Origin of the sequence: Enterobacter sp. CPE_E890, from assembly GCF_046521475.1 — a bacterium.
GTDB lineage: Bacteria > Pseudomonadota > Gammaproteobacteria > Enterobacterales > Enterobacteriaceae > Enterobacter > Enterobacter adelaidei.
In genome coordinates this window covers 507,956-523,381 of record NZ_JBKFZW010000001.1, presented here as the reverse complement: position 1 = coordinate 523,381, position 15,426 = coordinate 507,956, and the positions used below count along the sequence as shown (strand labels likewise).

Below are 15,426 nucleotides of genomic sequence, written 5' to 3'. Positions count from 1 at the left end.
TGATATGAGCGCAATCGCTTTTTCATATAACAGGAAATCATGAAACTCAACACACTCACAATTGGGCAGCGACTGGGCCTTTTGGCGTCACTTCTGCTGCTTGCAACACTTTTTATTGGTCTGCGTGGCCTGTTGATCAACAGCGACAGCCAGGCGCAGAACGAACAGATTATGGCGATGGAACAAACCATTACCAGCAGCATAGATACTGCACGCAATGCTCAGGTGCAATTCAAGATCCAGGTCCAGGAGTGGAAAAACACCCTGATTCGTGGCGCGCAGGGGCAAGAAGCATTCGATAAATACAAAAAGGCCTTTGTCGCAGAAAGTCAGAACACGCAGACACTGCTGACCCGGCTAAGTGAGCTTCTGCCGAAAATTGGCATGGATAATCAACAAGTGCTGGCAACGCGCGACATCCACGCCAGCCTCGAACAGAAATACCTGGCGGCACTGGCTACCTACCAGGTGGGAGATCTCACCAGCGCCCAGCGCGTGGACAAGCAGGTTACAGGGATTGACCGCGAGCCGACAAAAATGATCGACAACGTCGTGGCCCGTACATTGCAGCATGCCGAGACTATTCACCAGCAGACCATCGCCCGCAATCAGGAGCAGTATCAGAAGACAAAATGGATGCTGGTGCTGGCAATGGCCCTCACGCTGGCGGCCGGGATGCTAGTTACCTGGTGGCTGATTCGCAGCATTACTCTTCCGCTGGCACAAGCCGTCACGATAGCGCGTACCGTAGCCGCCGGTGATTTGCAGTCCCGCTTTACCGTGGCCGGTCGAGATGAAACGGCTGAGCTCATGCGCGCTCTGCAGGAGATGAATGAAAACCTCACGCGTATTGTCTCTGGAGTACGTAAGGGTACCGAAACCATCGCCACCGCATCAGCGCAGATTGCCAGCGGTAGTCATGAGCTTTCTTCCCGCAACGAAGCGCAGGCCAGCGCACTGGAACAGACTGCAGCATCCATGGAGGAGCTGACATCGGTCGTGAAAAGCAACGCAGAACATTCACGCACTGCCAGCGATCTTGCCCGTAATGCCCGTCAGGTAGCCCGCCAGGGCGAAGAGGCCGTTGAACGTGCGATGCACACCATGAGTGAAATTCATAATTTCTCCAGCGAGATCAACTCCATCATCAGCATGATCGACAGTATCGCCTTCCAGACCAATATCCTGGCACTTAACGCTGCTGTTGAAGCGGCGCGCGCGGGAACTGAAGGCCGCGGTTTTGCCGTCGTTGCAGCAGAAGTGCGCGCCCTGGCGCAACGTTCAGCCGCCGCCGCCAAAGATATCCGCGTTCTGATCGACCGCTCCGTTAACCGCATTGACGAGGGGAATGGCCAGGTGCAGCAAGCCGGCGCAGCGATGGCGGATATTCTGCACAGCGTCAGTAAGGTGAGTGAACTGATTGAGGCAATTTCTCATGCCAGCCACGAACAAAGTACCGGGATCGATCAGGTCAATGTGGCCGTCACGCATATGGATACGGCAACACAGCAAAATGCGACCTTGTCGCAAGAATCTTCCGCCGCGGCGCAGGCAATGCATCGCCAGGCGGAACAGCTTCTGGAATCGGTGCAGATATTCAAGCTGCGTCGGGAAGCCATTTAGCCCACAAAAAACAACGCCACCTTTCGGTGGCGTTGTTTTTTTTCAGTACTGGTCTCTGTCTAACCAGTTACCGCTTACAATCCGCGTTAACCCTTCGACCGGACGCTGGTAGACATACATCCACGCGCTTCCGTACGGAGTCTGGATCAACTGGCGCGCGTATTCACCGCCCCTGGTGCGCAAGGCATCAAGTTCGGCAAGTGTCGCGTTATCAATACGATAGACTTCACCCTGTACTGTTCCTTCGCCGGGAACCGCGCCTGGATAGTGGCCCAGGCTGTACAACTGGTAGTTCTCGATATTGTAATTCCCCAGCAGCAGGGCATTGGTCATCCAGTGACTGTTGCCTTGCTTGGTTCGTAAACTGCCGTAGACAAATATTCGCATTGCTAAAACTCAAACTGATAGAGCAGATCAAGTGCCTGGTCTACGCCGGACACTGCTTCCAGATATAGCTTAGGCATCAGGCGATAGCGTAACGTGAGTGTTGCCAGTGAGTCAAAGATCCCCACACCATATTTTACCTGCAGACCCGGCAGTACATAGCCGCTGACCACCACCTGCGAGGAGTCACCCACGCCCTGGGTGTCCAGCGCCAGATTGCTTACGCCGAACGTCTCGCCGATTTTACCCACAACCTGCCCACTTTGTGCAACCCCCAGACCCACTAACATCGAGGTCATCGCCGCACTGTCGCTCTGACCGCTGTCCAGACCTTGTCCACGCAACAGGTAAGAAAGAGCTTCCTGTTGTGACATCGCCGGGTCAGAGAAGATTTCCGCCTTCGGTTCGTCGGCGGAACCGGTGACGCGTACACCCGCGATGACGTCGTTTTCCGTTGCCTCCGGGTTACGAATCGCTTCGATATTCAACAGAGGTTGATCCGGTGGACCGGAGAACAACAGTTCACCTTTACGCACAATTAAATCCTGACCATAGGCATGGAAACGCCCTTCAGGAATATTAATCTGCCCGTTCAGGCCCAACCCTTGTTTATCCTGCGCCACCTTCAGATCACCCGTGAGCCTTGCCTTCAGCCCAAACGCATCCAACCGCACGTTATTCCCCACGTGCACGATAAGGTTACTATTAATCGGTATGCCAGCGCTCTTCTGTTCGACAGGTTTCAGATTTTCATTGAGCATAACTTCATCACTTGAAACACCCACCGCACTTTCAGGCACGTCGTGAACCACAATGCGTGCCCATGGCACATCGACGCGTCCGTCGAGCGTGAAGAGGCTTGGCGTGGCTTCAAAGACCACATCAGGTGAGACATCCAGGCGAACCATTGGCGGTACGGTGATACGCACTCGGCTGCCTTTTGCGGCAATACGGGCGCGCCAGTTATTGAGCTGACTCCAGTCTGCGTCGCCGCTCAGGTTGATCTGCCCTTGTTGAGTCAACACCGAGCCGCTAATCGTTGAACTCATGCCGTTGAAGTTCATCGAGATTTGGCTAGGCTGCATATCAAATGGCATGAAGTTGCCGTCGATATCCACACCGCTGAGCCGCATCTGACCAAACAGCTGCGGGCTTTGCGCGTTGCCAGCCAGACGCAAATTGGCATTCAGCATGCCTGCCGCTTTTTCCCCGCGGTCGAAAATCGGGTTCACCATCGCCAGGTTGAAGTTACGGATATTGACGTTGCCGCCAAGATTACGCCGTCCTTGCGGATCGGAAATCTGCACTTGTCCATCAAACTGACCGTTGTTGGTCAGACGGATAAGCCATCCCAGCTCTGCACGGTTATTATGTAGATCCGCACTCAGGTTCAGGGTGTCAAAGGCTACCGGCAGCGGCGCATCATTCACCTGTTGCGTCACCTTCACGTTACGACCCGAAAGCGTGACGCTACCCTGTGGCAGCCCTTCTTTAGTGGTGTCCCAGGCGACATCGGCCTTCCCGCTAAAGACGCCGCTGGCCTGCGTGGTATCTGGCATAAACGGCTTCAGCATCGCCAGGTCAAAGCGATTGAGGTTGATCTGCGCGCGCCCTTCCGCGCCCGCATCAATGGTCTGAGGTATACACAGCTCAGCATTTGGGTTGGTCCAGCAGTGTGGTCCGATGCTGATCTTTTGTTCCGCGTTACGGTAGTCCAGCGCAATAGAGCGTGACAACGCCAACGGCCCGACCGGTGTGTTGAAGCGAGTGTTATCAAGCAGACCTTTCCAGCGTTCCTCTTTACGATCAAAGCTTCCTGTCAGGTGAAGCTGCCCGGAGACCGGCTCACCCTGCACACGCAGCTGGAGGTCGTGCTGCTTTTCGTTGCCTTTCGCTTCCAGCGTCACCAGATTAATGTTCACGTCCGGCTGAGCAATGCGCTCCACGCGCAGGTTCAGGTTACCGCCGATCTGATCGGTGGATTTCACATCCCCTTCAACGCGAACGCGGGCGACAGTCAGCTCCTGCCAGCGCAGGTTATTGGCCGTGATATCCGCCAGAAGTTGGGGGGCGTCTACCGTCCCGCGCACTTTCACTAACCCTTTCGCCGTGCCACCCAGGCCCGGCAGAGCATTATCCAGATTCGGCGCGTCGATAGTGGCATCCAGATTGAGATCTTTCACCCCCAGCTCGCCTTTGATATCCGCCGTGTTGCGGCCCAGCGCTACGTGCAGACCCGGGATCGTCCACTGCAGGTAGCTGTTACCTTTGACCGAGCCCTCAACGTTAACCTTGTTCTGCTTCACGTTCCCGGTGAGTTTGATTTCCGGCACGTCCATCTGCCACGTGCCGCCGTACAGGCTGCCGCGGGTTTTGATCAGGCCATCCAGCTTCGACGGCCAGTCCGGCACCTCTTTGGCGGTGTTAATACCCGTCAGCTTCAGCTCGCCGCGCCAGCTGATCGCCTGCTGCCAGTCGAGCAGCGCGGTCAGCTCGGTTTTGCCTTCCAGCGCCGCAACGGTCAGTTTGTCGAGATTAACCTGCTGTTCATTGCCCTTCGCATCCAGCGTGATATTCGCGGGCGGCACGCCCTGCCCCTTCACTGCGGTACGGAACGAGAGCGTGTAATCGGTCATCTTGCCGCTCAGCTTCAGCTTCAGGTCATCGGCCTGGAACTGTTTTTCGCCGGTGAACGGCCAGTAAAGCTGTTTACTGACCATTTCAACATTGAGCGGTAAACCCGCTTCTGCCAGTTGAGTTTGCGCCCGCAGGACCATATCTACCGGGCCGGAGAGATTCACACCGACGTCCAGTTTGTCGCGTAGCGCACCGCCCACTTTGACCTTCACTTTTTCGCCTTTCAGCGGGTCAATATTCAGGGCGCTGTTGAGTGTGATGTCCACCGGCCAGTTGTCGCGCAGCAGGGCGTTGCCAGAGGCATTCACCGAGCCCTGGTTGGTGTCGATATCCAGCGCGTCGAGCTTCATATTGCCGTCAATACTGCTGACTTTAAGCAGCATGTTATAGACCGTCAGATCGGTATCGCCGGTCAGACGCAGCTGCTCGCCTTTGAACTCCTCAATGTTGAGATTCAGCGGCAGATGAACATCGGTCATTTCCGGCAGGACGGGTTTCGAGAAGAGGTCTTTCAGCGTTTCACCCAGCGGCTTCTCTTCCGGCTGCGGGTTCTGGATCTTCGGCTCAACGATCTCTTCCTGCGCCACGTCGGCCACTTTCGGCAGCGCGATCAGTAATCCCTGCAGGGACGTCGGCGTCAGGGTGAGGTTTTTCTCCTGCCAGCGCAGGCCGGAGGTGAAATCCATCACGGAGACGGTGGTGTCGTCGATTTTGATATTGACGTTATCAAGCGCCACCCGATAGAGCGCGATCGGATACGGCGTGGAGAGATTCAGCGGGCCGCTGTCTTCTTCCTCGACCGGCGCAGACTTCGGCATTTTCTTTGAATCTATCGCCACGTTAACATCTTTTAGCGACAGATCGTTGACGCACAGCTTGCTGTCCCGCAGACAGCCCAGCTTCACCGCAAGGTGGAACTCCCCGGCGTTTACGGCCACACCAGGTTGCTCATAGCGAATGTTCTTCAGACGCAGATCGCGCCAGCCGCCCGTCACCTGACCAATTTCAAGTCCCGGCACCCAGCGGTTAGCGGCGTTAAACAGCAGGTGCAGCCCGGTCGTCGTTCCCACCAGAAACGCCACCGTACCGAGCAGCAGTACGATAAAAATCAGCACCCCGAGGCTTATCTTCTTCCATAAACTCATAATTCAGGCCCCAGACCGATGTAAAACTGTAAACCATGCTCTTCTTTGTCGCCCACCGGAACGGCGAAATCGAGCTTGATGGGCCCGACGGGTGACTGCCAGCGCACACCCACGCCCGCGCCGGTTTTGAAATCGCTGCGGCGGATGTCGCTCACCGCTTCGCCGCTGTCGACAAACATCGCCCCCCACCATTTACCGCTGACGTTGTACTGATACTCCAGCGAGCCGGTGGCCAGTTTCGACGCACCGATCAGCTTGCCGCTGTCATCTTTTGGCGCAATGGATTTGTATTTATAGCCGCGAATGCTACGGTCGCCACCGGCGAAGAAGCGCAGATCCGGCGGGACTTTGTCGAAGTCGCCGGTTTCAATCCAGCCGAGGTTGCCGCGCATCACAAAGCGGTGTTTGTCATACAACGTACGGATCCAGACGTTTTGTGCCTGAATCACCGAGAAGTCGACATCGGAACCCCACATAGTGTTGGAGTAATCAATGGAATAACGCTGGGAATCGCCCCAGTCAGGCATCAGACCGCCGCGTGAGCGGGTACGGCTGATCATCACCCCCGGATAGAGCAACATCGTGGTGTTGGTGACGTTGGCCTGCGTAAAGTGGTCGAGACTCCAGCGCAGGTTAATGGCACGCTGCCAGCCGCTGGAGAGATCCCAGTAGCGTGACAGGGCAAGGGTGGTGGAATCTGACTTGGTATCATTCAGGTCGGTACGCTTAAAGCCCCCCTGAACCAGGTAATATTGCTCCAGCGGGTTTTTCAGCAAGGGCATTTTATAGCTGAAATCGAGCTGCTGTTCCGGAGCGGAGATACTCGCGCTGGTCGTCAGGCTGTGGCCGTACGAGTTCATCCACGGCTTTTTCCATGTGGCCTTCACGCGCGGACCGACATCCGTCGAATAACCCATACCGGTCTCAATGGTGTTCTCGATCCGTGGCGAGACGACGCCATGCAGTGGCAACACTTTGGTTTTGCGCGACTTATCAAATTCCGGCGCGACAACCACGGAATTAAACCATCCGGTGGCTGAAAGGCGACGGTTCAGTTCCGCCAGATCGCTCGACTGGTAGTAATCCCCTTTTTTGAAGGGCACGAGATTTTGCAGATATTCTTCACGGATTTGCGATCCTTCAAAGGTAACATCGCCAAAACGATAGCGCTCCCCACTGTCGTAATCGATATCCCAGAAGGCCTGATGTCTGTCCAGCGCAATGCCAAGCTGACTTTTGTTGAACTGGCTGTCAAAGTAGCCCTTACGAAGGGAAACGCTCGTCAGCTCTTTTTTGAAATGGTCGTAATCACCGTGATTAAGTACCGTGCCGATTTTCGGCCTCGTACTGAGCAGATCCAGATAATCCCGGTCTGTGCGCGCTCCACCGCGCAGGATGACGTTTGTGCCGCCAATCAGTACCGGCTCACCCGGCGAGACGCGGGCAATAAGCACCTGGCGCCCCTTCTTTGGCGGCGGGCGTAGGTCAAAATCAATGGTAGGTTCGTAATAACCCAGCGCTTTTAGCCCTTCGCGAATCGCGTCATCTACGCGCGCGCGAAAACGGCGGTCCGGCGTCACCTCATCACTCTGGATGGTCGACAACTGCGCACGCACGTTTTTTTCCAGCGCCCCGGACAACCCCTCAACCTGCAAACGAACGTTCGCCGCACTGGCAATCCCGCTTGTTAGTAGCAAACTGACCAAACATAACTGGCGGATTTTTATCACGTTTTCTCCTGAATATCCCTGTTTCCACCCTGGAAGCAAATGCACTGCCGCTCCGCGGCAAAATACGGCCTGTTAGCCAAAAACCCACATCGCGGGTTGAAAATGGGTGCAACACCCAAATATTTCTTATGATTAAATCTAGACTCATTTAGCGCATTTATTGTGTTCAATTAAACGCTTCGTGACAACCTTAACCGAAACATCGGCCCCCGGGAGACCCCATCGTGAGTTTATTCGACAAAACGCATCTTGTTTCACAAGCTGATGCATTACCGGGACGCAACACGCCTATGCCTGTGGCGACCTTACACGCCGTAAACAACCATTCAATGACCAACGTTCCTGATGGAATGGAAATCGCCCTGTTTGCGATGGGTTGTTTCTGGGGTGTGGAACGCCTGTTCTGGCAACTGCCCGGCGTTTACAGCACGGCAGCCGGTTATACTGGCGGTTACACGCCAAATCCAACCTACCGCGAAGTGTGCTCTGGCGAAACCGGCCATGCGGAAGCCGTTCGTGTGGTGTATGACCCTGCGGTGATTAGCTACGAGCAGCTTCTGCAGGTGTTCTGGGAAAACCACGACCCGGCGCAGGGCATGCGTCAGGGTAACGACCACGGCACACAATATCGTTCGGCCATTTATCCGCTCACACCGGAGCAGGATGCTGCCGCTCATGCCAGCCTTGAGCGCTTCCAGAAAGCCATGCGTGATGCTGGCGATACGCGCGAGGTGACCACGGAAATCGCGACGGCGAAACCGTTCTACTATGCCGAAGACGATCACCAGCAGTATCTGCATAAAAACCCGTACGGCTACTGCGGCATTGGTGGTATTGGCGTCTGCCTGCCGCCGCAAGCAGAATAGCCGCTTGAATCTGGCAGAAATGGATTTCGCCGGGTTTGAAAATCATCACTTTTTCTGCCAAAACGTGACCTCTGGCAGGTTTACACTCCTTTACGCTATACTACCCGCTGAAATAATCAGCTCAACGCTACGAGCTGACGTTCTACGTGTTTTCACACAAATGGTATCAACTTCCCTTCCGAGGATCTGGCGAGAAGCCGGATAAACTATGTTAAACAGTATTTTAGTAATACTTTGTCTTATTGCCGTCAGTGCATTTTTCTCGATATCTGAGATCTCGCTGGCCGCGTCCCGTAAAATCAAACTCAAACTGCTTGCCGATGAAGGCAACATTAACGCCTCTCGCATTCTGAAGATGCAGGAAAACCCCGGTACGTTCTTCACCGTGGTGCAGATTGGCCTGAACGCGGTCGCGATTCTGGGTGGTATCGTGGGCGATGCAGCATTCTCGCCGGCGTTTTATAGCCTCTTTATTCAGTACATGTCTGCCGAACTCGCCGAGCAGTTGAGCTTTATTCTCTCCTTCTCGCTGGTGACAGGCCTGTTCATCCTCTTCGCTGATCTGACCCCGAAACGCATCGGTATGATTGCGCCAGAAGCTGTGGCTTTGCGTATCATCAACCCGATGCGCTTCTGCCTGTTTGTTTTCCGCCCGCTGGTATGGTTCTTCAACGGCCTGGCGAACGTGATTTTCCGCATCTTTAAGCTGCCAATGGTGCGCAAAGACGACATCACCTCCGACGATATCTATGCCGTTGTGGAAGCGGGTGCGCTGGCCGGGGTGCTGCGTAAGCAGGAACACGAGCTGATCGAGAACGTGTTTGAACTGGAATCCCGCACCGTGCCGTCTTCCATGACGGGTCGTGAAAGCATTATCTGGTTCGATTTACATGAAGATGAGCAGAGTCTGAAGAACAAAGTGGCGGAGCATCCTCACTCCAAGTTCCTCGTCTGTAATGAAGATATCGACCACATCATCGGTTATGTCGATTCCAAAGATCTGCTCAACCGCGTGCTGGCAAACCAGAGCCTGGCGCTCACCAGCGGCGTGCAAATCCGCAATACCCTGATTGTGCCGGACACCCTGACCCTCTCAGAAGCGCTGGAAAGTTTCAAAACCGCCGGGGAAGACTTCGCGGTGATCATGAACGAATACGCGCTGGTGGTAGGTATTATCACCCTGAACGACGTGATGACTACCCTGATGGGTGACCTGGTTGGCCAGGGCCTGGAAGAGCAGATTGTTCAGCGTGACGATAATTCATGGCTGATTGATGGCGGCACACCGATTGAAGACGTGATGCGCGTGCTGGATATTGACGAGTTCCCTCAGTCCGGTAACTACGAGACCATCGGCGGCTTTATGATGTTTATGCTGCGTAAGATCCCGAAACGTACCGACTCGGTGAAGTTCTCCGGCTACAAGTTTGAGGTGGTGGATATTGATAACTACCGCATCGACCAGCTGCTGGTGACGCGTATCGACAATAAACCGACCGTGCTGGTACCGAAGCTGCCGGATGTAGAAGAGAAGGTGTCAGCGTAAAATTCCTGTCCCCACAAACATCAACGGCTCCCATCGGGAGCCGTTTTTTTAACTACTGCATAGCACGCTGGTTAAGCCATCTCAGTTTGCAGACGCAAAACCTGACGGTTGACTTCGGACATCACAGACAAGTGCTGCTTATCCTTCACTTTTGGGACAAGAATCTTGCCCTTATCAAACTCAAAAGCGCCAACATCCTTGATATACAACCGTCCACGGAACAGGATCTTCACGTACTTCGCCACCTGAAGCGGGTTGTAGCGTTGGAAAATTTTCATTCTTGTATCTCCTGCGAATCATACGCTCTTGCGGCGCCACAATCGGCCCGACTGTCCTGAGCGCAAATTTTAATGCCCATTGACTATAGACCAGAACAACCTTGATACCCAGTATGCATAAGTTTATTTACCGTTTGATTACAATTATTCAGAATAATCTTTGCAAACCGTGACTCAGGGCAGTATAAGCCGTCGTTTTTTCATGGATATGTGCGTTCACCCGCAAACTGGCATCGGGATTGCGGGAAAACCACATTGATCGCACTTATGATTAAAAGCGTAAGACCAAGTGGTCGGATCACCTGCAAACAATAAGGAAACGCCATGACCCTACGTAATATCCTTGCAGCAGCCTGCCTGCTGCTGCCCCTGTGGGCTTGCGCTCACAACATTGAAAAAGGACAACGTGTACCGCCAGTCGGTATTGCTGACCGGGGAGAATTGATTCTCGACAATGATAAGTTTAGCTACAAACCCTGGAATAGCGCGCAGCTCGCAGGCAAAGTGAGAGTTGTACAACATATTGCCGGTCGTACATCCGCAAAAGAGAAAAATGCCAACCTGGTGGAAGCGATCAAGGTGGCAAAATTCCCCCATGACCGCTATCAGACCACCACGATTGTGAATACCGATGACGCCATTCCTGGCTCCGGTATGTTTGTGCGTTCAAGCCTTGAGAGCAATAAAAAGCTCTACCCGTGGTCGCAGTTTATCGTCGACAGTAACGGCGTGACGCGTCAGGCCTGGCAGCTGGAAGAAGAGAGCTCCGCCATTATCGTGCTGGATAAAGACGGCCGGGTACAGTGGGTGAAAGACGGGGCGTTAACCCAGGAAGAGGTGCAGCAGGTGGTTGCCCTGCTGCACAAGCTACTGGCTCAATAAATCGTGACGCGGAAGCCGGGGTTGAGGAAGGATTCGCGCGGGGTGTAGTCCAGCGTCTTTCCCTGCCAGTCATGGACATGCGCCCCGGCTGCCGCAGCAACGGCATGTCCGGCGGCAGTATCCCAAACGTTGGTTGGCCCAAAGCGAGGGTACAATTGCGCATGACCTTCCGCTACCAGGCAGAATTTCAGCGATGAGCCAATTGAGGTGGTCTGGTGTTCACCCAACTGTTGCAGATACTCCTGCAATTCGCTGTCGCTGTGAGAGCGACTTATCACCACCAGCGGCGGGCGCGCATCGCGAACCTGAATCTGCTTACGCACACCGCACTCCTCCTTCCAGGCCTTCCCTTCTGCGGCGCTGTACATCACTTTCATTACCGGCGCATAGACCACACCCAGCACCGCTTTGCCCTTCTCAATCAGGGCGATATTGACGGTGAATTCACCGTTACGCTTGATGAACTCTTTAGTTCCGTCCAGCGGATCGACAAGCCAGTAACGTTGCCAGTGTTGACGTTCATCCCAGCTCTGTGGTGCCTCTTCTGACAATACAGGGATCTCCGGCGTTAAGGCCTGCAACCCTTGCAGGATCACCTTATGCGCCGCGATATCTGCTGCCGTGACCGGAGAGTCGTCTGCTTTACTGACGACCTCCATGGGTTTTACACCGTCATACACCTGCATGATGGCGTCCCCCGCATCCCGTGCGAGCTGACAAATTTTATCTAACATTCTCCACCTCTTTGTTAACGCAGTGAGGTTAACTCTTTGTTTTAGTTATATCGTAATGTGAACAATTCCGCTATCTGTGAAGTAATTCCGGTTTCAGCACACATTTTTCTGTCAGGATTCACATTTCTGTAAGCAACAAGCTATAGATACATACTCTTTTGTGGCCTGGATCGAAAAAAGGACTCCTCTGATGATTAAGTTTAGCGCAACGCTCCTGGCGACGCTGATTGCAGCAAGCGTGCAGGCAGCGACAGTCGATCTGCGTATTCTGGAAACGACAGATCTGCACAGCAACATGATGGACTTCGATTACTACAAAGATACCCCTACGGAAAAATTCGGACTGGTACGCACGGCCAGTTTGATTAACGCCGCCCGCGAAGAAGTGAAAAACAGCGTACTGGTCGACAATGGCGATCTCATTCAGGGGAGTCCGCTTGGCGATTACATGGCGGCAAAGGGACTGAAAAAAGGCGAGATCCATCCTGTTTATAAAGCGATGAACACGCTGGACTATACCGTCGGCAACCTGGGAAACCACGAATTTAACTACGGGTTGAAATACCTGCATGATGCACTGGCAGGGGCCAAATTCCCGTATGTTAATGCCAATATCATCGACGTTAAGACCCAAAAGCCACTGTTTACCCCTTACCTGATTAAAGAGACCGAGGTTGTCGACAAGGACGGTAAAAAACAGACGCTGAAAATCGGCTATATCGGCTTTGTACCGCCGCAAATCATGACGTGGGATAAGGCAAACCTCAGCGGTAAAGTGACCGTTAATGACATCACCGAGACCGCGCGCCACTACGTGCCGGAGATGCGCGAGAAAGGGGCCGATTTAGTGGTCGTTGTTGCTCACTCAGGTCTTTCAGCCGATCCATACCAGGCGATGGCGGAGAACTCGGTTTACTACCTGAGTGAAGTGCCGGGTGTTGACGCGATCCTCTTCGGCCACGCTCACGCGGTCTTCCCCGGTAAAGACTTTGCCAGCATCAAAGGGGCTGACATCGAAAAAGGGACGCTCAACGGCGTACCGTCGGTTATGCCCGGGATGTGGGGTGACCACCTCGGCGTCGTCGATCTGGTTCTGAATAATGACAGCGGCAGCTGGAAGGTTACCCAGTCGAAAGCCGAAGCGCGCCCCATTTATGATGCTGCCGCCAAAAAATCGCTGGCCGCTGAAGATAAAAAACTGGTCAACGTGCTGAAGCACGATCACGACGCCACGCGCGAATTCGTCAGTAAGCCGATCGGTAAATCCGCTGACAATATGTACAGCTTCCTGGCGCTGGTGCAGGACGACCCGACCGTCCAGGTCGTCAACATGGCGCAGAAAGCCTACGCCGAGCACTTCGTTCAGGGCGATCCGGATCTGGCAAAACTGCCGGTGCTGTCTGCCGCCGCACCGTTCAAAGTGGGTGGACGTAAGAACGACCCAGCCAGCTATGTTGAAGTCGAAAAAGGCAAGCTGACCTTCCGTAACGCCGCCGACCTCTATCTCTACCCGAACACCCTGGTGGTGGTTAAAGCGACGGGCAAAGAGGTGAAAGAGTGGCTGGAGTGTTCCGCCGGGCAGTTCAACCAGATTGATCCACACAGCAGTAAACCGCAATCGTTGATTAACTGGGACGGATTCCGCACCTATAACTTCGACGTGATCGACGGCGTAAATTATCAGATTGATGTCACCCAACCTGCAAAATATGACGGCGAATGTCAGGCCATTAACCCGCAGGCGGAGCGCATCAAAAACCTGACCTTCAATGGCAAAGCCATTGATCCGAATGCCACGTTCCTGGTCGTAACCAATAACTATCGCGCCTATGGCGGTAAGTTTGCCGGGACAGGCGACAGCCACATCGCCTTTGCCTCACCGGATGAAAACCGCTCAGTACTGGCCGCATGGATCAGTGCAGAATCGAAAAAAGCAGGCGAAATTCACCCGGCGGTGGATAACAACTGGCGCCTGGCGCCGATTCACAGCGATACGAAGCTGGACATCCGCTTTGAAACATCACCGTCCGATAAGGCGGCAACGTTCATTAAGGATAAGGCGCAGTACCCGATGAAGAAGGTAGCGACGGACGATATCGGGTTCGCGATTTATCAGGTGGATTTGAGCAGGTAAAAACAAACCGGCAACGCACGTTGCCGTTATTAGTGTTTGTTCCCTCTCCCGGCCGGGAGAGGGTGAGGGCATCAGGCCGCCCGATCGTCCCGATTCGCCATCACCTTCGGCGTATTCACCTCAATCCAGTCCGCCAGCTCGGCGACTTTCTCACTTACCTCAATACCTAACGACGTCAGACTATACTCTACGTGCGGCGGCACAACAGGATACGAAACGCGATCAACGAACCCGTCCTGCTCCAGCGCCTGAAGCGACTGAGCCAGCATCTTCTCGCTCACGCCGCCCATCTTGCGGCGCAGATCGCTAAAGCGATGCGTGCCATCACGTAACGCCACCAGGATCAGCACGCCCCAACGGCTTGTAACATGCTTTAACACCTCGCGCGATGGGCACTGTTCGGCAAACAGGTTTCCGTCTCGTAACAGTTCACTGAGTGTTGACGTCATTTTCATACTTACCTTTTTGTACGTACTTACTAAAAGTTAGTGTCAGTGATAGTGTGCCACAACACAAGACAAACACGAAGGAGTTCTCTCATGATCGCAATTACCGGTGCTACCGGCCAGCTTGGCCATCTTGTTATCGAACAACTTTTAAAATCCGTTCCGGCCAACCAGATTGTGGCCATTGTGCGTAATCCGGCAAAAGCCGGGGCACTCAGCCAACAAGGTATTGTCGTGCGTCAGGCGGATTATACTGACCAGGCAGCGTTTACCACGGCGCTGAACGGCGTGGATAAACTCCTGCTGATCTCCTCCAGCGAAGTCGGCCAGCACGCCGCGCAGCATCAAAACGTCATTAACGCCGCTAAAGCGGCGGGCGTGAAATTCATCGCCTACACCAGCCTGCTGCATGCAGATAAATCACCGCTCGGCCTGCACGTTGAACACGTTGCCACTGAAAAAGCGCTGGCGGCCTCCGGCATTCCTTATGCCCTGCTGCGCAACGGCTGGTATACCGAAAACTATCTGGCGAGTGCACCACCAGCCCTGGAGCACGGCGTGTTTATAGGGGCTGCGGGTGACGGCAAAATTGCCTCAGCCACACGTGCGGATTACGCTGCTGCGGCAGCAAAAGTCATCGCTGAAGAAGGTCATGCAGGCAAAGTTTACGAACTGGCGGGTGACAATAGCTGGACACTGAGCGATCTGGCTGCAGAACTCAGCAAGCAAAGCGGCAAAAACGTAGCGTATCAGAACCTGAGTGAAGCGGACTTTGCCGCCGCATTGAAGGGGGTTGGTCTTCCGGCCGGGCTGGCGGATATGCTGGCGGACTCTGACGTGGGCGCATCCAAAGGCGGCCTGTTCGATGACAGCCATACCCTGAGCAAACTGATCGGTCGCCCAACCACTTCGCTGGCAGACAGCGTCAACGCAATTCTGTAATTGTTACGAACTGGTTATTTTTTGTGGCATCCCCTCGGGTCATCTTTGATAATGGAGAGATGACCCATGAGGAGGTTCA

The 15,426-nt window shown here is 54.2% G+C and carries 12 protein-coding genes; 6 read left to right on the top strand and 6 right to left on the bottom strand.

The window, feature by feature from the left end:
• Positions 1–39: 39 nt before the first annotated feature.
• On the top strand, positions 40–1,623 hold the full coding sequence (locus ACLHV9_RS02515) for a methyl-accepting chemotaxis protein (RefSeq protein WP_407220133.1): 1,584 nt from the start codon (positions 40–42) through the stop codon (positions 1,621–1,623).
• 42 nt (positions 1,624–1,665) lie between these two features.
• On the opposite strand, the gene ACLHV9_RS02510 is transcribed toward ACLHV9_RS02515, so the two are convergent.
• Genes ACLHV9_RS02510 through tamA form a run of 3 tightly spaced genes read right to left on the bottom strand, consistent with a single transcriptional unit; the run spans position 1,666 to position 7,519 of the window.
• Complete coding sequence (locus ACLHV9_RS02510; protein WP_014830431.1) at positions 1,666–2,010, bottom strand: gamma-glutamylcyclotransferase; 345 nt, start codon at positions 2,008–2,010, stop codon at positions 1,666–1,668.
• A 2-nt stretch (positions 2,011–2,012) separates the two neighbouring features.
• Complete coding sequence (gene tamB / locus ACLHV9_RS02505; RefSeq protein WP_108089456.1) at positions 2,013–5,789, bottom strand: autotransporter assembly complex protein TamB; 3,777 nt, start codon at positions 5,787–5,789, stop codon at positions 2,013–2,015.
• The gene (gene tamA, locus ACLHV9_RS02500) at positions 5,786–7,519 is read right to left on the bottom strand and encodes an autotransporter assembly complex protein TamA (RefSeq protein WP_407220132.1); all 1,734 of its coding nucleotides are present in this window, start codon (positions 7,517–7,519) and stop codon (positions 5,786–5,788) included. Before tamA ends, tamB begins: the two co-directional genes overlap by 4 nt.
• Positions 7,520–7,743: 224 nt before the next feature.
• On the opposite strand from tamA, the gene msrA reads away from it, so the two are divergent.
• Positions 7,744–8,385, top strand: a complete 642-nt coding sequence (gene msrA, locus ACLHV9_RS02495; protein WP_208594673.1) for a peptide-methionine (S)-S-oxide reductase MsrA — start codon at positions 7,744–7,746, stop codon at positions 8,383–8,385.
• A gap of 208 nt (positions 8,386–8,593) precedes the next feature.
• Positions 8,594–9,931, top strand: coding sequence for a hemolysin family protein (locus ACLHV9_RS02490; RefSeq protein WP_028016472.1), 1,338 nt, complete (start codon positions 8,594–8,596; stop codon positions 9,929–9,931).
• 71 nt (positions 9,932–10,002) lie between these two features.
• On the opposite strand, the gene ACLHV9_RS02485 is transcribed toward ACLHV9_RS02490, so the two are convergent.
• Entirely contained in the window at positions 10,003–10,209 is a 207-nt protein-coding gene (locus tag ACLHV9_RS02485) for a DUF1107 domain-containing protein (RefSeq protein ID WP_028016471.1), read from the bottom strand.
• Between the two features lie 324 nt (positions 10,210–10,533).
• On the opposite strand from ACLHV9_RS02485, the gene ACLHV9_RS02480 reads away from it, so the two are divergent.
• Positions 10,534–11,091 carry a YtfJ family protein gene (locus ACLHV9_RS02480; protein ID WP_407220131.1) on the top strand — a complete coding sequence of 186 codons (558 nt, stop codon included), beginning with the start codon at positions 10,534–10,536 and terminating at the stop codon, positions 11,089–11,091.
• Here ACLHV9_RS02480 and cysQ read toward each other — a convergent pair.
• Positions 11,085–11,825 carry a 3'(2'),5'-bisphosphate nucleotidase CysQ gene (cysQ, locus tag ACLHV9_RS02475; protein ID WP_028016469.1) on the bottom strand — a complete coding sequence of 247 codons (741 nt, stop codon included), beginning with the start codon at positions 11,823–11,825 and terminating at the stop codon, positions 11,085–11,087. The genes ACLHV9_RS02480 and cysQ overlap by 7 nt on opposite strands.
• Positions 11,826–12,015: 190 nt before the next feature.
• On the opposite strand from cysQ, the gene ACLHV9_RS02470 reads away from it, so the two are divergent.
• Positions 12,016–13,959, top strand: coding sequence for a bifunctional 2',3'-cyclic-nucleotide 2'-phosphodiesterase/3'-nucleotidase (locus ACLHV9_RS02470; RefSeq protein WP_049005173.1), 1,944 nt, complete (start codon positions 12,016–12,018; stop codon positions 13,957–13,959).
• Between the two features lie 71 nt (positions 13,960–14,030).
• Here the strand turns inward: ACLHV9_RS02470 and ACLHV9_RS02465 are convergent, their stop codons facing one another.
• On the bottom strand, positions 14,031–14,414 hold the full coding sequence (locus ACLHV9_RS02465) for a winged helix-turn-helix transcriptional regulator (RefSeq protein ID WP_407220130.1): 384 nt from the start codon (positions 14,412–14,414) through the stop codon (positions 14,031–14,033).
• An 84-nt stretch (positions 14,415–14,498) separates the two neighbouring features.
• Between ACLHV9_RS02465 and ACLHV9_RS02460 the strand changes: the two genes are divergently transcribed.
• The gene (locus ACLHV9_RS02460; RefSeq protein ID WP_410376027.1) at positions 14,499–15,347 is read left to right on the top strand and encodes an SDR family oxidoreductase; all 849 of its coding nucleotides are present in this window, start codon (positions 14,499–14,501) and stop codon (positions 15,345–15,347) included.
• Positions 15,348–15,426: the final 79 nt, after the last annotated feature.